General features: G+C 58.1%; 20 protein-coding genes and 1 pseudogene. 18 read left to right on the forward strand and 3 right to left on the reverse strand.

Features of this window, described 5'->3' with window-relative positions:
• The first annotated feature begins 81 nt into the window (after positions 1-81).
• The 5 genes and pseudogenes from PM3016_RS15630 (at position 82) to glnA (ending at position 5,654) form a co-directional block, all read left to right on the forward strand.
• Positions 82-1,077, forward strand: a complete 996-nt coding sequence (locus PM3016_RS15630) for an AAA family ATPase (protein WP_014370098.1) — start codon at positions 82-84, stop codon at positions 1,075-1,077.
• Positions 1,074-2,405: a GTPase HflX gene (hflX, locus tag PM3016_RS15635; RefSeq protein ID WP_013916629.1), complete on the forward strand. Its 1,332-nt coding sequence runs from the start codon at positions 1,074-1,076 to the stop codon at positions 2,403-2,405. The genes PM3016_RS15630 and hflX overlap by 4 nt, the downstream gene beginning before the upstream one ends.
• Positions 2,398-3,654: a methionine gamma-lyase family protein gene (locus tag PM3016_RS15640; protein WP_013916630.1), complete on the forward strand. Its 1,257-nt coding sequence runs from the start codon at positions 2,398-2,400 to the stop codon at positions 3,652-3,654. The genes hflX and PM3016_RS15640 overlap by 8 nt, the downstream gene beginning before the upstream one ends.
• A gap of 128 nt (positions 3,655-3,782) precedes the next feature.
• Positions 3,783-4,197, forward strand: a pseudogene (locus PM3016_RS15645) (MerR family transcriptional regulator).
• A gap of 119 nt (positions 4,198-4,316) precedes the next feature.
• Positions 4,317-5,654: a type I glutamate--ammonia ligase gene (gene glnA / locus PM3016_RS15650; protein ID WP_013916632.1), complete on the forward strand. Its 1,338-nt coding sequence runs from the start codon at positions 4,317-4,319 to the stop codon at positions 5,652-5,654.
• A gap of 276 nt (positions 5,655-5,930) precedes the next feature.
• Here the strand turns inward: glnA and lexA are convergent, their stop codons facing one another.
• Positions 5,931-6,551, reverse strand: coding sequence for a transcriptional repressor LexA (gene lexA, locus PM3016_RS15655; RefSeq protein WP_013916633.1), 621 nt, complete (start codon positions 6,549-6,551; stop codon positions 5,931-5,933).
• A 334-nt stretch (positions 6,552-6,885) separates the two neighbouring features.
• On the opposite strand from lexA, the gene PM3016_RS15660 reads away from it, so the two are divergent.
• The 5 genes from PM3016_RS15660 to PM3016_RS15680 all read left to right on the forward strand — a co-directional run bounded on the left by PM3016_RS15660 (position 6,886) and on the right by PM3016_RS15680 (position 9,873).
• Positions 6,886-7,089, forward strand: a complete 204-nt coding sequence (locus PM3016_RS15660; RefSeq protein WP_013916634.1) for a LysM peptidoglycan-binding domain-containing protein — start codon at positions 6,886-6,888, stop codon at positions 7,087-7,089.
• A gap of 236 nt (positions 7,090-7,325) precedes the next feature.
• Complete coding sequence (locus PM3016_RS41375; RefSeq protein WP_014370101.1) at positions 7,326-7,442, forward strand: DUF896 domain-containing protein; 117 nt, start codon at positions 7,326-7,328, stop codon at positions 7,440-7,442.
• 18 nt (positions 7,443-7,460) lie between these two features.
• Positions 7,461-8,462: an aldo/keto reductase gene (locus PM3016_RS15670; protein WP_014370102.1), complete on the forward strand. Its 1,002-nt coding sequence runs from the start codon at positions 7,461-7,463 to the stop codon at positions 8,460-8,462.
• An 11-nt stretch (positions 8,463-8,473) separates the two neighbouring features.
• Entirely contained in the window at positions 8,474-8,992 is a 519-nt protein-coding gene (locus PM3016_RS15675; RefSeq protein WP_014370103.1) for a hypothetical protein, read from the forward strand.
• 86 nt (positions 8,993-9,078) lie between these two features.
• The gene (locus PM3016_RS15680; protein ID WP_013916638.1) at positions 9,079-9,873 is read left to right on the forward strand and encodes an HAD family hydrolase; all 795 of its coding nucleotides are present in this window, start codon (positions 9,079-9,081) and stop codon (positions 9,871-9,873) included.
• Between the two features lie 203 nt (positions 9,874-10,076).
• Here PM3016_RS15680 and PM3016_RS15685 read toward each other — a convergent pair whose 3' ends face one another.
• Complete coding sequence (locus PM3016_RS15685) at positions 10,077-10,622, reverse strand: 1,2-dihydroxy-3-keto-5-methylthiopentene dioxygenase (RefSeq protein ID WP_013916639.1); 546 nt, start codon at positions 10,620-10,622, stop codon at positions 10,077-10,079.
• Between the two features lie 301 nt (positions 10,623-10,923).
• Here PM3016_RS15685 and metH point away from each other — a divergent pair, with 301 nt between their 5' ends.
• Positions 10,924-14,358 (forward strand): methionine synthase, encoded by a 3,435-nt coding sequence (metH, locus tag PM3016_RS15690; protein WP_014370104.1) that lies wholly within the window; start codon positions 10,924-10,926, stop codon positions 14,356-14,358.
• Positions 14,359-14,469: 111 nt separating this feature from the next.
• Entirely contained in the window at positions 14,470-15,414 is a 945-nt protein-coding gene (rnz, locus tag PM3016_RS15695; RefSeq protein WP_014370105.1) for a ribonuclease Z, read from the forward strand.
• A 164-nt stretch (positions 15,415-15,578) separates the two neighbouring features.
• Here the strand turns inward: rnz and tlp are convergent, their stop codons facing one another.
• Complete coding sequence (tlp, locus tag PM3016_RS15700) at positions 15,579-15,806, reverse strand: small acid-soluble spore protein Tlp (protein ID WP_013916642.1); 228 nt, start codon at positions 15,804-15,806, stop codon at positions 15,579-15,581.
• Positions 15,807-15,933: 127 nt separating this feature from the next.
• On the opposite strand from tlp, the gene PM3016_RS15705 reads away from it, so the two are divergent.
• The 6 genes from PM3016_RS15705 (at position 15,934) to PM3016_RS15730 (ending at position 20,445) form a co-directional block, all read left to right on the forward strand.
• The gene (locus PM3016_RS15705; protein WP_014370106.1) at positions 15,934-16,323 is read left to right on the forward strand and encodes a CidA/LrgA family protein; all 390 of its coding nucleotides are present in this window, start codon (positions 15,934-15,936) and stop codon (positions 16,321-16,323) included.
• A complete protein-coding gene (locus tag PM3016_RS15710) occupies positions 16,320-17,012 on the forward strand; it encodes an LrgB family protein (RefSeq protein WP_013916644.1) in 693 nt (230 codons plus the stop codon). The genes PM3016_RS15705 and PM3016_RS15710 overlap by 4 nt, the downstream gene beginning before the upstream one ends.
• 341 nt (positions 17,013-17,353) lie before the next feature.
• Positions 17,354-18,124: a GNAT family N-acetyltransferase gene (locus tag PM3016_RS15715; RefSeq protein ID WP_013916646.1), complete on the forward strand. Its 771-nt coding sequence runs from the start codon at positions 17,354-17,356 to the stop codon at positions 18,122-18,124.
• A gap of 51 nt (positions 18,125-18,175) precedes the next feature.
• Entirely contained in the window at positions 18,176-19,147 is a 972-nt protein-coding gene (locus PM3016_RS15720; RefSeq protein ID WP_014370107.1) for a lysophospholipid acyltransferase family protein, read from the forward strand.
• A 24-nt stretch (positions 19,148-19,171) separates the two neighbouring features.
• Positions 19,172-20,143 (forward strand): metal-dependent hydrolase, encoded by a 972-nt coding sequence (locus tag PM3016_RS15725; protein WP_013916648.1) that lies wholly within the window; start codon positions 19,172-19,174, stop codon positions 20,141-20,143.
• A 92-nt stretch (positions 20,144-20,235) separates the two neighbouring features.
• A complete protein-coding gene (locus PM3016_RS15730; RefSeq protein WP_013916649.1) occupies positions 20,236-20,445 on the forward strand; it encodes a hypothetical protein in 210 nt (69 codons plus the stop codon).
• Positions 20,446-20,665 lie beyond the last annotated feature (220 nt).

Genomic DNA, 20,665 nt, shown 5'->3' on the forward strand with positions numbered 1-20,665 from the left:
ACAAAGAATTAAGTCACAATCCGTCCCTCATGTGCGTATACATTAACACTTGAACCATGACGAGAATGGAGAGTGAAGCACATGAGCGGCCCTACGCAGCCAGGATCGGACGGAATCCAGATTACGAAGAATGCACGGCAGATCTCGGTCGTTCTGCGCACCCCGGAGCCGGCTCCGGCCCTTGCAGCCGCGGCGCCGAGGTTTCACGGCAAGCCGCTGACCCAGCAGGGCCAGTTCGGGGAGATCATGAAAGAGCTCGACAAGATGGTGGGGCTTGACCACGTCAAGGAGCTGGTTTTTGAAATTTATGCGCTCTTACGTGTGGCCAGCATGCGGGCGGAAGCAGGCCTGACGGCCAACACGCAGGTCTATCATATGGTGTTCCGCGGGAACCCGGGGACAGGCAAGACGACGGTCGCCCGCCTGATCGCCAAGCTGATGCAGACGATGGGGGTGCTCACCAAAGGGCACTTGATCGAGGTGGAACGGGCGGACCTCGTGGGGGAGTATATCGGCCATACGGCCCTGAAGACGAGGGAGCTCGTCAAGAAGGCGATGGGCGGCATCCTGTTCATCGATGAAGCGTACAGCCTGGCCCGCGGCGGCGAGAAGGATTTCGGCAAGGAAGCCATCGATACGCTAGTCAAAGCGATGGAGGACCACAAAAACGGATTTATTCTGATCTTAGCCGGGTATTCAGAAGAGATGGAACTTTTCCTGCAAACCAATCCCGGACTGCCCTCCCGGTTTCCGATCCAGCTTGATTTTCCGGATTATACGGTGGACCAGCTGATGGAGATCGCCGAAGGGATGATCAAGGAACGGGAATATTCGCTGACACCGGCCACGGAGGCACGGATCCGGCAGCAGATCCTGCTCGAGAAGGGACAGATGGACACCGCCTTCAGCAATGCGCGGTATGTCCGCAACCTGATCGAGAAGGCGCTGCGCAGCCATGCCGTACGGCTGCTTAACCAAACGAACATGCAGCCGTCGAAGCAGGATCTGATGGTGATCCGCCCGGAGGACGTGAAGGTGGAGCGCAGGACAGCAAAGGAGAGTATGAGATTTCCATGAGACAAACGACACATGAAGTAACAACGGAATTGGATGATCGTGCGATCCTCGTTTCCCTTGTCACACAGGAACAAAAAAGGCAGGATGCCTACGATCCGGAGTACTCGCTTGCAGAGCTCATCGCCCTGGCCGAAACGGCCCAGGTGGAGGTGCTCGGCACGCTGACGCAGAATAAGGAGTATGCCGACTCCAAGTGGTTTATCGGCAAAGGCAAGGCGGAAGAGCTCAAGGAGATGCTGCAGGAGAACGGCGCCAATACGGCGATCTTCGACCAGGAGCTCTCCGGCGCGCAGGTGCGCAACCTGGAGACATATCTCGACGTCAAAATTATTGACCGCACCCAGCTTATCCTCGATATCTTCGCCCAGCGGGCACGCACGCGAGAGGGGATTATCCAGGTAGAGCTCGCACAGCTGAGCTACCTGCTGCCGCGGCTCTCCGGCCATGGCAAGAACCTGTCCCGTCTCGGGGGCGGGATCGGTACCCGGGGTCCCGGGGAGACGAAGCTCGAGACCGACCGCCGGCATATCCGGGACCGCATTGCGGAGCTGAAGCGCCAGCTGGCCGAAACGGTACGCCACCGCACGCTGCACCGGGAGCGCCGCAAGAAGTCGGGCGTGTTCCAGGTTGCACTGGTCGGTTATACGAATGCCGGCAAATCAACGCTGCTCCGCCAGCTGACCGCCGCCGACGTATACGTCGAGAACCAGCTGTTCGCCACGCTGGACCCGACTTCCCGCCAGCTCAAGCTGCCGAGCGGCGTGGAGATCGTGCTGACGGACACGGTAGGATTTATCCAGAACCTGCCCCATGATCTCGTTGCAGCCTTCCGCGCGACCCTTGAGGAAGCGAACGAAGCGGATCTTATCCTGCATGTCGTGGACAGCTCGACCGAGATGATGCCGATCCAGATGCGGGTCGTGGATCAGGTGCTCGAGGAGCTCGGGGCGCACGGCAAGGACCGCGTTACGGTGTTCAACAAAGTCGACCTGCTGAGCCCGTCTCAGGCGGACATGCTGACGACGGAAGGGGAATTCCTGCGGGTATCGGCCTTCCATGAGGCGGATCTGAAGCGGCTTGTGGATACGCTGGAGGCGCACCTGGCCGGCGACAGCAAGACCTACCGCATCCCGGCGGACAAGGGGGATATGATCTCGCTGGTCTACCGTGTCGGCGAGGTGCTTGAGAACGGCGTGGACGGCGACGATATGCTGATGACCGTCCGTGTGAACAGCAAGGAATACGATAAAATTGGCTACATGCTGGCGGCATATGACCAGTCGCAGCACGCGCAGGGAGACAGAGGAGAGAATACGGAGCATGTTTAAGGAGCAGGTGCTCCGCCTGATGGACCGGGCGGAGGAGCAGATTCAGGGGAAACTGAAAGAGATCGACGGGATCATCGACCGCAACCAGTGGAAGGTGATCTCCGCTTTTCAAAAACACAAGGTCAGTGACTTTCATTTTGCCGGATCGACAGGATACGGTTATAATGACAGGGGCCGCGAAGTGCTCGATCTCGTGTATGCCGACGTGTTCGGCGCCGAGGCGGCACTGGTGCGGCCGCACTTCGTTTCGGGCACGCATACCATCTCTACCGCGCTCTTCGGGGTGCTGAGGCCCGGCGACGGACTGCTGATGATTACAGGGCGTCCGTACGATACTCTGCATAAAGTGATCGGCAAGCAGGGGGACGGGCTCGGCTCGCTGCAGGACTTCGGCATCGGCTACGACGAAGTGCCGCTGCTCGACGACGGCAGACCGGACTACAGCGAGATTGCCCGCCGCATTACCCCGCAGACGAAGGTAATCGGCATCCAGCGCTCGCGCGGCTACTCTTGGAGGCCTTCGTTTACAGTGGAGCAGATCGGCGAGATGGTCCGGTTCGTCAAGGAAGTGCGTTCGGACCTTATCGTGTTTGTGGACAACTGTTACGGGGAGTTTACGGAGCTGCGGGAGCCGACGGAAGCGGGGGCGGACCTCATTGCAGGCTCGCTGATCAAGAACCCGGGCGGGGGCCTGGCGGCATCGGGCGGATACATAGCGGGAAAATCGAAATACGTGGAGCTCGCTTCTTACCGGCTCACCGCACCGGGTATCGGCGGGGAGGTGGGCGCGATGCTGGGGACGACGCGTTCGATCTACCAGGGGCTGTTCCTTGCGCCGCATCTGGTGGGACAAGCGGTCAAGGGCTCGGTGTTCGCCGCTTCGGTGTTCGAGCAGCTTGGATTCGTTACGCATCCCCGCTGGCAGGATCCGAGGACGGATCTCATCCAGGCTATCCGGTTCTCCGGACCGGAGCATCTCATTGCGTTCGTGCAGGGAATCCAGCAGGCCGCTGCGGTGGATTCGCATGTAGTGCCTGAGCCTTGGGACATGCCGGGATATGAGCATCCGGTGATCATGGCTGCAGGCACCTTCATCTCGGGCGGGTCGCTGGAGCTGTCGGCGGATGCGCCGATCAGAGAGCCCTACATCGCCTATATGCAGGGCGGACTGACTTATTCCCACTGCAAAATGGGGGTGCTGACGGCCCTGCAAAACATGATCGACCGGGGGCTTCTGCCGGAAATTTGACAAGTGGTCAAAAAAACGTTTTCTGTAATTTATGCTGACATATGGCACAAACCTAACACAACTTGACACGTTTCGCTCCTAAGGTTACAATAACGGTAAGGTTCCTTCAGCGTTTAGGAGTGATGGGCATGACTGATGAAATACGCAGAAATATGGCACTTTTTCCGTATCGGCATCGTAATGAAGCTGACCGATCTCACCGCCAGACAGATTCGTTATTATGAGCAGCACGAATTGATTATCCCGGCACGCACCGGCGGCAACCAGAGGCTTTATTCCTTCAATGACGTCGAGCGTCTGCTGGAAATTAAAGACTTGATCGAGAAAGGCGTCAACATCGCCGGGATCAAGCAGGTTCTTCTTCCGGTTGACAAGGATTCGGAGGATGCGACCATTCTCAATGAGCAAACGGAAGTCAAGCGTCGGGAGCTCACCGACTCGCAGCTTCACAAGATGCTGAAGCAGCAGCTGCTCGGCGGGGGCAAGCGTCCGAACCAGGTATCGCTGATTCAAGGCGAACTTTCGCGCTTTTTCCGCAAGTAAAACGTTCGGCCGGGGCAGCCGCGGTACCGCTTACTTTCTATGGCTTAGGCCTGAGGCGGTGCCCGGATTCTCCGTTAATATGCATTTCATGATACATAAGTCTAAGGAGGAGATACACAGTGTCGGACAAGAACTATACCAAAGAAGACATTCTGCGCATCGCGAAGGAACAGAACGTCCGCTTCATCCGGCTTCAGTTCACGGATCTGCTCGGTACCATCAAGAACGTGGAGATTCCCGTAAGCCAGCTGGAGAAAGCACTCGACAACAAGATGATGTTTGACGGCTCGTCCATCGAGGGTTATGTGCGGATTGAAGAATCCGATATGTACTTATATCCCGATCTTAGTACTTGGGTGGTGTTCCCTTGGGTTACGACGGACCGTGTGGCCCGGTTGATCTGCGATATCTATCTGCCGGACGGCCGTCCGTTCCCGGGCGACCCGCGCGGCATTCTGAAAGCGGCGCTGAAGGAAGCCGAAGAGATGGGCTATACGTCCATGAACGTAGGTCCGGAGCCGGAGTTCTTCCTCTTCAAGACCGACGAGAAGGGCAATCCGACGATGGAGCTGAACGACCAGGGCGGCTACTTCGACCTTGCGCCAACGGACCTCGGCGAGAACTGCCGCCGCGAGATCGTGCTCACGCTTGAGGAGATGGGCTTCGAGATCGAAGCGTCCCACCACGAAGTGGCTCCCGGCCAGCATGAGATCGACTTCAAATATGCCGATGCGATTAAAGCGGCCGACCAGATCCAGACCTTCAAGCTTGTGGTCAAGACGGTGGCCCGCCAGCACGGGCTGCATGCAACCTTCATGCCGAAGCCGCTGTTCGGCGTGAACGGCTCCGGGATGCACTGCCACCAGTCGCTGTTCCGCGGCAACGAGAACGCGTTCTACGACGAGAGCGACAAGCTCGGCCTGAGCACGGTGGCCCGCCAATACATGGCCGGAATCCTGAAGCATGCCCGTTCTTTCGCGGCAATCACGAATCCGACCGTAAACTCGTACAAGCGTCTGGTGCCTGGTTACGAAGCTCCTTGTTATGTGGCCTGGTCGGCGAGCAACCGCTCCCCGATGATCCGTATCCCGGCTTCCCGCGGCCTCAGCACGCGTGTGGAAGTACGCAACCCGGATCCGGCTGCGAACCCGTACCTTGCGCTGGCGGTCATGCTCAAAGCGGGCCTCGACGGCATCAAGCACAAGATGCAGCTGCCGCCTCCGACGGACCGCAACATCTATGTAATGACCGAAGACGAGCGCGAAGAGCAGGGCATTCCAAGCCTGCCGCTGAACCTGAAGCAGGCGCTTGATGAGATGCTTCGCGACGATGTGATCTGCGATGCGCTTGGCGATCACGCACTGGCCCACTTCTACGAGCTCAAAGAGATCGAGTGGGACATCTACCGCACCCAGGTTCACGCTTGGGAGCGCGAGCAGTACCTGACGCTGTACTAATATGAGAAGAAGGCCGTTCAGCCTCCGGAGCATCCGGCGGGCGAACGGCCTTTTTGTTGTTTGCCGGGAAGCGGCCTCGGGTTGAATTTCATCAGACAGATGAGCTGACTTGAGGCGATGGCGTTCAATATCGGAAAGTAAAACTCGCATTGCTTGTTTCTGCCATCTGATATTTCTCATAGAAGCGCTTTTCCTTAAAGAACGGTGAAGCCGTTTATCTCAGGTAACAGGGCAAAAAAATACGGACCGGCTGAGGGCCGGTCCGAAAAGGTACAATTAGTGAATGTTGCGGAATACGCCGATAACTTTGCCGAGAATCGTTACGTTCTTCAGCCGGAGAGGCTCCATAGTCGGATTCTCGGGCTGGAGGCGGATGTGGTCGCGCTCCTTGTAGAACGTCTTCACCGTAGCTTCGTCATCCTCGGTCATGGCTACCACGATCTCGCCGTTCGTTGCGGTCTGCTGCTGCCGGACGATGACGTAGTCGCCGTTATGGATCCCGGCTTCGATCATACTCTCGCCGATAACGCTAAGCATGAACACATTGTTGTCGCCGACATAATGGCTTGGGAGAGGGAAGTAATCTTCAATGTTCTCCGTCGCCGTGATCGGCACGCCGGCGGTAACCCGGCCGATCAGAGGCACGTGGGCGACCGATACGGCATAGGCGCCGTCCCCCATGGAGCCGTCGAGAATCTCAATGGCGCGCGGCTTGGTCGGGTCGCGCCGGATCAGCCCCTTCTTCTCCAGCCGTTCCAGATGGCCGTGTACGGTAGAGCTGGAGGCGAGACCGACCGCTTCCCCGATCTCCCTGACGGACGGGGGATAGCCCTTATCTTTCACTTCGTTCTTAATAAACTCCAATATTGCCTGCTGCCGGGAGGAGATCTTGCTCATGCCATATCACTCCAATTGTTGGTAATCGATTAGTAGAATTATAACACAGAACCGGAGTTCGTACAAACATTAGTTCGAGAAAATCCGTTGACACAAACGTGTGTTCGTGATAAATTGAATTCAGAACAAAAAGAGAACAAATGTTTGGGAGAGGATGTCGGTTATGGTACAGAACACTGCACTGATCGGACGAGCTTCTAATGAAAGTACATATCGGAGTCGGGAGCGGGCGTCCCGAACTCAACATAATAATAAGCGAACATACGTACGTGCTGCAACAATGGGTTTCATAGTGGTTCTCCTTCTGGCACTGCTCGGAGGACTTTCGGCCTCCGTGTCCGGTCAGGATGTGCACGCAGCCGGCACCGCTCCGGAAGAGCACGAATTTGTATATGTGCACCAGGGGGATACACTTTGGGAGATCGCTTCGGAATATGCACCGGATGAGGACATCCGCGATTACATAGATGAGATCAAGAAGCTCAACGGATTGAAGTCTTCCGCCCTACAGACAGGACAGAAGCTGCTCCTTCCCTAATCTGCTCCGGAAGCCCTCCGGTTTCCTTCCGAACTCTTGACAATCCCTACTCGGAATGTCAAAGTATTAATGATACAAGCCTGCCCGCTGCAGCCCGAATCGTGTGCTGCGCCTGGCGCCTCGGCTTACCAATTTCGGGAGGAACGGCATGAGCGAATCGGAACATGATGTAAGAGTCAAACGCATTAACGAACTGGCCCGCAAAAGCGAAAGCGGAAGGCCTCACGGATGAAGAGATGGACGAACGCAACGAGCTTCGCCGCAAGTATATCGACTCTTTCAAATCCAACCTGCGCACACAGCTTGAGAACATCAAGTTTGTCGACGAAGAAGAAGGCGAAGGGAAGAACTGAGAGGGGTAGAGGGCGGCTATGGAATATCGTGTGCTTGGCCGGAGCGGCATTCTGGTTTCCGAACTTTGTCTCGGAACCATGACGTTCGGCAATACGACGAACGAGCAGGATTCGATAGAGATGATCCACCGGTTCCTGGACCGTGGAGGCAACTTCATTGATACGGCTGACGTTTATGTAGGCGGGAAGTCCGAAGAGATTGTCGGCCGGGCGATCCGCGAGAAACGCAGCGATGTGATTCTGGCGACCAAGGTTCGCTTTCCGACCAGTCAGGATATTAACCATGTAGGCCTATCGCGCAAGCATATTCTCGATGGGGTGGAGGCGAGTCTCCGCCGGCTGAATACCGATTATATCGATCTGTACCAGCTTCACGTATGGGATCATGTTACGCCGATCGAAGAGACGCTGCGCACCCTTGACGACCTGGTGTCCGCAGGCAAGGTGCGGTACATCGGCTGCTCCAACTTCCTTGCTTATCAGCTGATGAAATCCCTGTCGGTCAGCGACTTCAACCGGTATGCGCGGTTTATCTCCATCCAGCCGCAGTACAGTCTGGTTTGCAGGATGATGGATCGAGAGATGATTCCGCTCTGCCTGGAAGAGAACGTCGGAATCATTCCGTGGGCGCCGCTTGGCGGTGGATTCCTGACCGGACGGTATGTCCGCGGTGAAGAACCAACGGAAGGCCGGCTGTCGGCCAAGGCGGGGGAGAGCCGCTGGGAGCTTCGCAATACGGAGAAGAACTTCCGCATCCTTGATGAGGTTAAAGCCATTGCCAGGGAAACGGAAAAGTCACCTGCTCAGGTTGCCTTGAACTGGCTGATCCGTAAGCCGGGCATTACATCGCCGATTTTCGGAGCCAGTACACTCGAACAATTTGAAGACAACATGGGAGCGCTTGGCTGGAAGCTGTCTTCAGAGCAGTGGACAAGGCTGGACCAGATCAGCGCACTTGATGAAGAATATCCGCAGCGCTTTATCGAGAAGTTTCGCCGGAAGAGTACAGATGAGAGATAAGGGGTTCGGTCATGTCGCGTAAGTGGTCACGAATGGTTCGTAAGAACACCAAGGTAACAAACGTTCAGCGCAAGAAGAGCGGACAGGGGCTTATTTCGTCGGACTTCGCATCCGCCGATCAAGCCAAGACATTCCGGGGCCGCAGCTGGGTACTGCCCATGCTGCTTGTGGCTACCGGTGTTTTTTGCTTTATTGCTTTCCGGGGCCAAGCGGCTACGGATGATTTGTACTGGGTCACCGGGGCGAGCTACATCGGTCTTGCCGTGCTCATGTTTTGGCTGCGCAGGCCGTTCCTACGTATTGGCAAGGACGCAATCACCTCCCGCCGGTTTGGCGGGGACCGCAGCCTGAAGGCGGAAGATATTCAAGAGATTGCCGTGAACAAGGATGCGATCGTCATCTCCATGAAGGGCAAAGCCGCCCGCTGGGCTTTCTCCCGGGTCTATCACCAATTCCCGGTTGACGAAACCCGGCCTCACCTGGTCGAGTTCGCCCAGCGTCATGGCATTGCGCTGCAGCAGGAAGCCTAAGCCTCAGGGGCGAGGGGATATGGAGTGTTAAGCTTTTAGAAGCAAAGACAGATAGCTAACCATATGGGGGAAAGAGGACTGTAGACATGGGAATCAAAGCTGTTCTTTTTGACTTGGACGATACGCTGCTGTGGGATGAGCGCAGCGTGCAGGAAGCTTTCCGGGCTACCTGCGAAGAGGCATCCCGAGTGACCGGCGTCGATCCGGTGAAGCTGGAAGAAGCCGTACGCAGGGAAGCGAGGGCTCTCTATGAGTCGTACGAGACCTTCCCGTTCACGAAGATGATCGGGATTAATCCGTTCGAGGGACTCTGGGCGAACTTCACGAGCGGGGAGCAGGAAGAATTCCGCAAGCTGGAGGCCCTGGCACCGGGATACCGGACGGCTTCCTGGACGCGTGGACTTCTCGCGCTCGGGATCGACGATCCGGAGCTCGGCTACCGCCTTGGCGAGCTGTTCCCAGCCGAACGCCGCAGCCGTCCGATCGTCTATGAAGAAACCTTCGAGGTGCTCGATTCCCTTAAGGGCCGCTATCAGCTGCTCCTGCTGACCAACGGATCGCCCGATCTACAGAAGGAGAAGCTGGCCGGCGTACCGGAGCTGGTTCCTTACTTCGACCATATCATCATTTCGGGTGAGTTCGGCCGGGGCAAGCCGAATCCGGCGATTTTCGAGCATGCGGTCAGCCTGCTCGGGATCAAGCCGGAGGAAGGTCTGATGGTGGGCGATAAGCTTACGACGGATATCATGGGCTCGAATGCCATCGGCATGCGCAGCTTGTGGATCAACCGCCATGAGATCACACGCACCGACGAGATTATTCCTGTTCATGAGATCCGTTCCCTCCGGGATATTCAGGACATTATCGATTCGATCGCCTAATCTTGCACTTATTCGGCTTGAACCCAGCTTCGCCCAACCGGGCGAAGCTTTTTTGGCATACCAGCAAGTATCTCATGAAGCTCGTTTCTGCCGCGCGTGGTCCTTGAGGGAGGCTGGGCCCATTATCTTGATCTGTCCGTCCAAAAGAAACAGCCTCTGCCGAAGCAGAGGCTGTACCGTAATTGATTTTTGGTAAGGCTGACTTATTGAGCTTTTTGGAACGCAGGGTCGTCGTAAGGATGAGCGATCCAGCCTTCCGTCTCGATGAACAGGCGGACGGCAACGATCTTGCGGTTCTCCATCAGGGTGAAGAAGTGGGCTTTGTGCTCCGGTACGGAGATCACGTCGCCGGCTTCCAGCTCAACGTCGAAGTATCCGACATCGTCGGTGCCTTTGATGATGAAGATGCCCCGGCCTGCCGTAATGGCCCGCACTTCATCTTCCGTGTGGGTGTGGACGGACTCGAATTTCTTCAGCAGCTCGTCCAGGTTCGGTGTAGCGTCGGAGAGGGCGATAACATCCCAGGTTTTGTAACCGCGGCGGCCTGCAAGATCACGGATCTCTTCGTCGAAGGTGGAGAGGATCTGTGCCTTCTCTTCGTCGCTCAGCACGAACTTCTCCTGCAGCTCGGCCGGCAGCTTCGCTGCGTTCCAGTGCTCATACAGAACCTCTTGCTTATCTAAGAACGATCTCACATTCTCTTCGCCGGAGATGCGCTCGCCTGTGTTGCGGATGCGGATTTCTGCCATATTCATCCCTCTTTCGTCAGTTATGGTAAGTATAGATCAGGAAAAACTTCTCTTCCTGTATTATAGTGGAATCAAGTTCGTCTGTCGATGTCTAAACCGCATAAATCCGATAGGATATGATGAAGACTTCGTGAAATCGGATGATTCCTTTCTTTTCAATGGGGACGCTTTCTGATAAACTATGGGTTAAACTATGCGTGAAGGCCCCTTTGCGGCCGCAGCGGATGCATTACCACAGAGAAAAGCAGGACTGTCCTTCCGGGTCGTGAAGGAAAAGGACGGCAGGGGAAGGGGATCAGTAATGAGCAAGCCATCACTGCAGGAGCAGCTGAAGAAAAAAATTATGATTCTGGATGGTGCGATGGGCACCATGATCCAGCAGGAGAATCTTACGGAAGCGGATTTCGGCAGCGAGGATCTCGACGGCTGTAATGAAATTCTCGTGGTTACCCGCCCGGATGTCATCCAAAAAATCCATGAAGCGTATTTTGCCGCCGGTGCGGATATGGTGGAAACGAATACGTTCGGCGCGACGAGCGTGGTTCTGGCGGAGTACGATCTGCAGGACCGCGCTAGAGAGCTGAACCTGGCTGCGGCCAAGCTGGCGATCGAGGCAGCCAACAAATACAGTACGCCGGAGTGGCCGCGCTACGTCATCGGAGCCATGGGCCCGACGACCAAGACGCTGTCCGTAACGGGCGGTGTAACCTTCGACGAGCTCGTTGAGTCGTACCAGGAGCAGGCCGAGGCGCTGATCGAAGCGGGCGTGGATGCGCTGCTGCTCGAGACCTCGCAGGATACGCTGAACGTGAAGGCGGGCTCCATCGGGATCCGCAGCGCGTTCGACAAGCTGGGCGTGAAGCTCCCGCTTATGATCTCAGGCACCATCGAGCCGATGGGGACGACGCTTGCCGGCCAGAACATCGAATCTTTCTACGTCTCGCTGGAGCACCTGAACCCGGTCTCATTCGGACTGAACTGTGCAACCGGCCCGGAGTTCATGCGCGATCACATCCGTACGCTCTCGGAGATTGCGGGTACGGCGGTGTCCTGTTACCCGAACGCGGGTCTGCCGGATGAGAACGGTAAGTACCATGAGTCGCCGGAATCGCTGGCCTTGAAGCTGGCGGGCTTCGCCGAGCAGGGCTGGCTGAACATTGCCGGCGGCTGCTGCGGTACGACGCCGGATCATATCCGCGCCATGGCCGAGACGCTGGGCAAGTTCGAGCCGCGCAAGCAGGCCGGGGTGCACCCGCCGGCCATTTCGGGGATCGAGACGGTATACGTCGAGCCGGACAACCGGCCGATCATGGTCGGGGAGCGGACGAACATCTCCGGTTCGCGGAAGTTCAAGCGCCTGATCAAGGAAGGGAAGTTCGAGGAAGCGTCGGAGATCGCACGGACCCAGGTGAAGAACGGCGCCCATATCATCGACATCAACCTGCAGGACACGGATATCGACGAAGCATACGCGATCAACGAATTCCTGCCGCAGGTCGTCAAGAAGGTCAAAGTGCCGCTGATGATCGACTCCACCTACGATCATATCATCGAGCTGGGGCTCAAATACTCGCAGGGCAAGGCGATCGTGAACTCGATCAACCTCGAGGACGGCGAGTCGAAGTTCGAGGCGATCGTTCCGCTGCTGCACAAATACGGCGCGGCGGTTGTCATGATCCTCATCGACGAGCGCGGTCAGGCGGTTTCACGTCAGGCGAAGATGGAAGTCGCAGACCGTGCTTATGAGCTGCTGACCAAGAAATACGGCATGAAGCCGCAGGATATCATTTTTGACCCGAACATGTTCCCTGTCGGTTCCGGTGATCCGCAGTACATCGGCTCCGCCGTGGAGACGATCGAGGGCATCCGGATGATCAAGGAGAAGTATCCGGAGACGATGACGATTCTGGGCCTCAGCAACATCTCCTTCGGTCTGCCGGATGCAGGACGTGAGGTGCTGAACTCGGTGTACCTCTACCACTGTACCAAAGCCGGACTCGATTATGCGATCGTCAACACCGAGAAGCTGGAGCGCTACGCTTCGATTCCGGAAGAAGAGCGCGCGCTCGCCGAAGAGCTTATTTTTAATACGAATGATGACACGCTGGCGAAATTCGTCGCTTATTTCCGCGTGAAGAAGGTCGAGAAGAAAGAGAAAATCTCCAACCTGACCCTGGAAGAGCGTCTCGCTTCCTATGTGGTGGAGGGAACGAAGGAAGGCCTGATCCCTGACCTGGAGGAAGCGCTGAAGAAGTATGCGCCGCTCGACATCATCAACGGACCGCTGATGAAGGGGATGGAAGAGGTCGGCCGGCTCTTCAACAACAACGAGCTGATCGTGGCTGAGGTGCTGCAGAGCGCCGAGGTGATGAAGGCCTCCGTCGCCCATCTCGAGCAGTACATGGAGAAGGCGGACAGCGCGGTCAAAGGGAAGATTATCCTGGCTACCGTGAAGGGCGACGTGCACGATATCGGAAAAAACCTGGTGGAGATCATCCTCTCCAACAACGGGTACAAGATCGTGAACCTCGGCATCAAGGTCCCGCCGGAGCAGCTCATTGAAGCGTACCGCAAAGAGAAGCCGGACGCGATCGGCCTCTCGGGTCTGCTTGTCAAATCGGCGCAGCAGATGGTGGTGACGGCGCAGGACATGAAGAATGCCGGCATTGACGTGCCGATTCTGGTTGGCGGTGCGGCACTGACCCGCAAGTTCACAAAGACGCGCATCGCACCGGAATACGACGGCATGGTGCTGTACGCCAAGGATGCGATGGACGGGCTCGACATCGCCAACAAGCTCAGCGATCCGGAGCAGCGCCAGGTTCTCATCCGCGAACTGCGGGAGAGCATGGACTCGGACGTCAAGGAAGCCGGCCGCAAGGAAGAGAGCATGCCGGCGCTGACCCGCGTCATGACGTCCACGGTCGACCGGACCGTACCGGTTCAGGTGCCGCCGGATCTCAAACGCCGCGTGCTGCGCGACTATCCGATCTCGCACCTCGTGCCGTACGTCAACATGCAGATGCTGCTCGGACACCATCTCGGGCTGAAGGGCAAGGTCGAGAACCTGATTGCCGAGAAGGATCCGAAGGCGCTGCAGCTCAAGGAGACGGTGGACGGCATACTGGCGGAAGCCCAGCAGGCCGGCATCATCAAGGCGCAGGGGATGTACCGCTTCTTCCCGGCCCAGTCCGACGGCAACGACGTGCTGATCTACGATCCGGAGGACACCGGCCGGGTAGTGCAGAAGTTCACGTTCCCGCGGCAGGAGAAAGAACCGTATCTCTGCCTGGCGGACTACCTTAAGCCGGTAAGCAGCGGCGAGATGGATTATGTGGGCTTCCTGGTCGTGACGGCTGGACACGGCGTCAGCGAGCTGTCGGCCCAGTGGCGTGAGAAGGGCGATTACCTCCGCTCCCACGCGCTGCAGGCGGCCGCACTCGAGCTGGCGGAGGGCTTTGCCGAACGCGTGCACCAGATGATGAGGGATCAGTGGGGCTTCCCGGATCCGGCGGAGATGACGATGGCTGAGCGCTTCGGCGCAAAGTACCGCGGTCAGCGGTTCTCCTTCGGTTATCCGGCGTGTCCGAACCTCGACGACCAGCAGCAGCTGTTCGCGCTACTGCATCCGGAAGACATCGGGGTCACCCTGACGGAAGGCAGCATGATGGAGCCGGAGGCTTCGGTATCCGCCATCGTGTTCGCCCATCCGCAGGCAAGGTATTTCAACGCCTAAGAAGGAACGGATTTGGGGTATGCTATGGTAGGGTGGGGCTTGAGCCCCACTCTTTTCCTTTGAACGGGGAAGAGCTGCTCTGACCGAGGCGCAAGTATAGGAACGGGAGAGATGAAGGTGGAGCTGTATTTTCTGGGAACGGGTGCCGGCATGCCTTCCAAGGAGCGCAACGTGACCTCCGTCATGCTGGGCCTGCTGGCCGAGCGCGGCGTATACTGGATGTTCGACTGCGGCGAGGGGACACAGCATCAGGTGCTCCGTGCCCCGGTCAAGATCGGCAAGCTGGAGAAGCTGTTCATTACGCATCTGCATGGCGATCATCTGTACGGACTGCCGGGGCTGATGTCCAGCCGTTCTTACCAGGGCGGGGATACGCCCTTCACCATATACGGGCCGAAGGGCATCCGAGAATTCGTCGAAACCTCGCTGCGGATCAGCGATTCGCATCTCGGCTACCAGACGACGATCATCGAGCTGGAGCCGGAAGAGCAGGTCGTTTTCGAGGACGACCAGTTTGTGGTCAGCGCGGCGCCGCTGGTGCACCGCATCGAGAGCTTCGGCTACCGGATTGTCGAGAAGCCGCAGAAGGGGCGTCTCGATGCCGAGCGCCTGAAGTCACTGGGCATCGCTTTCGGGCCGCTCTTCGGCAAAATCAAGAACGGCGAAGACGTCGAGCTGCCGGATGGAACGAAGCTGAAAGCGGAGGAGTTCATCGGGCCGATGATCCCGGGACGCATCGTCACCATCCTCGGCGACACGCAGCCCTGTGTTCACGCCGTAACACTCTCTAAGGACGCCGACGTGCTCGTTCATGAGGCGACGTTCGCCGAGCACCGCAAGGAACTGGCCGTCATGTATGACCATTCCACGGCCATCGACGCAGCGAAGACGGCCCAAGAGGCAGGAGTGGGGACACTGATTCTGACACATATTTCTTCCCGGTACCAAGGCGAAGAGGCGGACATGCTGCGGGACGAAGCCCGCACGGTCCATGGGGACACGCTGCTGGCCCATGACCACTTCCGCTTCGAGATCCGCAGCAGCCGTCAGCGATAGCGATAAGAGGGGCAGCGGGCCGGAACCGGTTCCTCCGCGGATGACTCTTTGAACATTCGTGTCCCTTTTATCGTGAAGCCCTTGTTTGCTCATCATGGAAGCAAAACAAACCTCCTCCCCTGCACGCAGGGAAGGAGGTTTCATTGTGAGCTCCTAAGGAGAGATTACGATTGCTCCCGATGCTTCGCTTCGTCGCGAATTTCTTCACGGAAAGACTGAAGGGACTGGAGGCGGCGTTCGTTTTTGGCTTCAATGGCCTGACGGTCCTGCGGGGTAATCTCATCGGCATGCTCTGCCAGATATTCTTCCGCTTCATTGAAGTTGGCGATCGTGTGGTTGATGTTGAATTGGATTCTTTCTACATTATCCGCGCGATTATCCGGTTTCGCCATAAGTCATCGCTCCCTCGCTTAGGTGGATTGGCGGCGCATAGCGTGCGACGCCTCCTTTACGATGCCACGGGGAAGAAGCGATTATTCATCACGGAGATGCACCACCATAGAGAGGGGAGTGGGCAAGATGCGCGGATTTGCCATTCTGCTCGGGTTTTATTTTATCGGCGCCATGCTCCATGAGTTTGCCCATCTGCCTCTTCCGGCCAACGTCATGGGACTGATTCTGTTCACGGCGTCCCTGTTCCTCGGATGGATTCGCCTGGAGTGGGTGGAGGAGGCCAGCGGGTTCCTCATCAAGCATATGCTCCTGCTCTTCGCTCCCTTCGTCGTAGGCACGATGGTATTCTTCGGGCGGATCGGGGAAGAGGCGCTGCCGCTGCTCCTGTCTCTGTTCGGGAGCACGTTCGGGGTCCTGTGGATCACCGGATGGACGGTTCGTCTGCTTGGACCGGGCCGAAAAAAGACGGAGCAAGGAAGCACAACGGGTCAGCGGGAAAAGGGGGAGGGCGCATGAGCATCCGTGAATTTGCTGAACAGCCGCTGTTCGGCATTGCGGTAACCATCTTATCATATGCCTTGGCGCTCGGACTGCAGCGGAGATGGAAGGCGCTGCACCCGCTGCTCACCTGCTCCGTGCTGATCATGCTGGTGCTGTACGGGCTCCGGCTGCCCTACGAAGTGTACCGCCAGGGCGGGGAATACATCCTATTCCTTCTGGGCCCTGCCACCGTAGCGCTGGGCGTGCCGCTGTACAAACATGCGCAGAGGATCGGACAGAACGTCCTGCCGATCCTCTCCGGCGTGACCGCCGGTTCCGTGGCGGCCCTGCTCCTCGCTGCAGGCCTCGTCTGGGCACTGGGCGGCAGCCGGGAGCTGCTAATCTCGATGATGCCGAAGTCGGTCACCTCCCCGGTGGCGATCGAAGTATCGCGCCAGGCCGGGGGCTTTCCCGAACTGACGGCGGTGCTGACCGTGCTCACCGGGTTGACCGGCTCCCTGTTCGGGCCGGCATTCCTGCGCCTCGGCGGGGTCCGGGACGACATCGCCGTAGGTACGGCGATCGGCACGTCCTCCCACGGCATCGGCACCGCCCGGATCATCCGCGATTCGGAGCTCGCGGGAAGCGTCAGCGGCTTCGCCATGGGGGCTGCGGCGATCATCACGTCGCTGCTGTTCATTCCGCTGTATGCGTGGCTGCAGTAAGAAGCAACAGATCTGATGACCAGCTGGGACAAAGCGTCTCAAGTGGATCTATGAATTCCAACGATTGAAAGCCGGCAGCGGATGCCGGCTTTTTTTATTGTGCGAGTCTGTACGACCGGTGCCGCTCTCCATCGTCCTGCTGCTGGACAAAACGAACTCCCCTTTATTTTTGCGGAGGGATACTCCTTGCTCCTTACTGCATGCCTCAATAACGGGACAACCTGTAAATTTCTTACAAAAGCTTAACAACCCTCGAACGTTCGCTTAATAAACCTCTGCTACCCTTGAGGAAGAGTACAAAGCAAAGCATCATCACAATCCCTGAGAAAGGTGTGTTGACGATGATCTTGACGGAAGGCGGGGCCGCCAGAGAGCCGGCAGCCCTCACGGTAAGACTGGCGCAGGGGGAGCATGAGATCGAGCAGGCGCTGCGACTCCGGTACAGCGTGTTCGTGGAAGAAGAGAGGAACCTGCAGATGCGCTCGGAGGCGGGGCTCGAGACGGACGCCTATGACGCCTACTGCGATCACCTGATCGTCGTGGATGAGGAGACTCAGCGCGTGGTAGGCACGTACCGTCTGCTGCCGGGCCCGCGGGCCGGAAGCGCGATCGGGTTTTATTCCGAGTCGGAATTCAATCTGGACTCGTTCACGGTGGACCGGATGCACACGCTGGAGCTCGGGCGCAGCTGCATCCATCCGGAGTACCGCGGCGGGCGAACGATCGGTCTGCTGTGGGAGGGCATTGCGGACTATATCACGAAGCACGATCTGCATTATTTGATCGGCTGCGCCAGCATGCATCTGCGTACGATCGAGGAGACGAACCTGATCTACACGATGCTGAAGCGCAAGGACATCCTGACGGACCGCTTCGGCGTCCGGCCGCTGGAGACGCACCGGATTGCCGGGCTGAAGACGGTGGAGACGGATCTTGAAGAAAAAGAAGTTTTCCGCATGCTTCCCCCGCTGATGAAGGGCTATCAATGGCTCGGCGCGGAGATCGGCGGAGATCCGGCTTACGATTCGATCTTCGGGACCGTGGATTTTTTCATCGTGCTGCAGAAGGACCGCGTAGCGCGGAGGTACCGGAAGCATTTCCTGAAGAGCTGAGAGAAGAGAATCGGGGTTCCAGGCCGAAACGAGCCAAGGGAGGCTGTTCCTGTGTACGAGTGGATCCGAAAATTCACCTCCGGCGATAACGGATGGCTGCGGCTGATCTATCTGATCCCCCGGCCGGCTGTGCATCTGTTGTGCGTTATAACGTCCTGGATTCTGTCCAGGCTGCCGGCCGCCGGCTTACCGTCCCGTGTCAGACGCAATATGGATGATCTGCTCGGGCCCTGCGGAGTAGGGGAACGGAGAACGTTAATCCGGCAGTACCTCTTTAATGTATTCATGGCCTTATATGAAATCCTGGTCGATTCCGGGCGGCTTCCGGGCAGCCGGGGGTGGAGGTTCCGCGTTGAGGGGGAGAGGCATCTGGCGGAGGCGCTGGAGCATGGCCGGGGTGCCATTGTCTATACGCCGCATATCGGCAATTTCTTTTACTCCTACTGGTATCTGTGCCAAACCTACGACTGCCTGACGGTCGCTACAGCCGGAAGCCCGGAGCTTCGACCGCTGTATCTCAAGTTCGCGGAGCTGGGCTGTCCCGGATTGGACTACGACAGCACGCCCCCGCTTGAGCTGCTCCGGAAGCTGCGCAGCCACCTGAAGCGGGGCGGGGTGGTCTTCCTCCTGGGGGATTTTTACCGACCGTCGTTCCCGGCCGTACGCTTCTTCGGAAAGTCTACGCGGCTGCCGGCCGGCGCGGCGGTGCTCTCGATGGAAGGGGGAGTTCCGGTCGTTCCGTTCTGCAGCTGGAGGGAAAAGGGATTCGTACACCATCTCCGGTTCGAAGCGCCGCTGCCGCTGGCTTCAAGCTCTGGCAGGAATGCCCGCGAAGAGGTGGTAGGCGTGTTGAATACCTACATGGAACGGGTCATCCGAGAAAAGCCGGCGGAGTGGTTCTACTGGTTCAATGCCGAGGAGAGATGGGAAGCTTCGGCGGATCATCACGGCCCGGGGCAGCCGCCTGAGATGAGCCGGCCGGCAGCTTCTGCCGTGCAGGGCAGCGGCACATTCGGCGCTTAAGCTGATAAGAGAGGAAGAGAGTGTATGGATACGGGAAGCCATCTGCTGTTCGGAGGGACGCTGGCGGGCCTTGCGGCGGCGCTCTATCCCCCTGCGGCCCAGGACGGTACGCTGTTTGCCGCTGTCCTGACCGTGAGCCTCTCCGGCTCGCATGCGCCGGACCTGGACACCTTCGCGAGGCTGAAGGGGTATACGGCCTATATCCGGATGCACCGGGGAGTGACCCATTCCCTGCCCGCGCTGCCGCTTTGGCCGCTGCTGCTGTCAGTACTCTCCGCATGGGGCTTCGGAATGTGGGCTCATCTCGCTTTTTTGTACGGAGTCGGTCTGGCAGCGGTATGCTTCCACGTCTTCCTGGACTGGATGAATGCGTATGGAGTACAGTGCTTCCGGCCCTTCTGCCGCAGGTGGCGCCACCTCGATGTGCTGCCGCTCTTTGACCCGTTCCTGTTTGCGCTGCACAGTGCGGGACTGCTGCTTTGGATGCTGGGCGGCATCGAAGCCGGCCGGGTGTTCCTGCCGCTCTACGGGCTCACCTTCCTCTATATCGGCGGGCGAATGCTCTATCAGCGGCGTGTGGTGCAGCGGATCGGGAGGGAGCTGCAGCTCAGCGGGACCACCCATGTGATCCCGGGGCTTCATCCGCTGCGCTGGCAGTTCGTGCTGGAGACGGGCGGCTATTTCTACACAGGTGTGGTGCGCGGGGCCAAGGTCAAGGTGCTGGACGTCTATGCCAAGGGCAGTGGGGCGGAGGGGGCGGTCATCGAGGCAACCCTGGCCACCGACGGGGTGCGCGCCTTCCTGGGCTTCGCCCAGCGGGTGCATGTGCAGGCCGCCGCACTCGGGGACGGCTACCTGGTTCAGTGGCGCGATGTGCGCTTCTGGCACAATCACCAGCTCCCGTTCGGGGTGGATGTGCAGCTAGACCGCGACCTTAATGTGGTGAGCCATTCGTTCGGGTGGCGCAAGAAAGCATGGGACCCGCCTTTTGTATAAGACCGGTTTAGTGAAACAGGCGGTATGAACCTTCCTTCTCTGGGATAGAATAGATGGGTAAAAATTTTGCAACCCACGGGAGGGAGTGCGGCATGGATTTCACCAGTCACGATATTGCGGTGATCGAACAGGCGCTGCAGATTGCGCAGCGGTCTTCGGACGGCTCGAAAGCCAGGCACTTTCAGGAGGTGCTCGCCAAGCTGCGGATGAATGCCGAAGCGGCGATGTCTGCGGGGGCGTCCCCGGCGGCGTCCATGGACGGTTTCCGTTACGACTATGACGATTCTTCCGATTTGAGTTAAGCAGCGTTCCACGGAACTTTTCCCGGGAAAGCGCAGGAATCGACAGTAAATTGCGGTATCGCGGGCAGAAGAAGCATCCACTTTTATCATACGTCACCAAGAGCTGCAGCATCAGCTAAAAAGCCCTGATAACAAAGACCTGAACCGTGCGGAGGCCGCCGGTTCAGGTCTTTTCTACGTTATAAGAAAGGAGAAGTTGGACCCCGATCAAGCTCAGCCG

The sequence above is a fragment of the Paenibacillus mucilaginosus 3016 genome (genome assembly GCF_000250655.1).
Lineage (GTDB): Bacteria > Bacillota > Bacilli > Paenibacillales > NBRC-103111 > Paenibacillus_G > Paenibacillus_G mucilaginosus.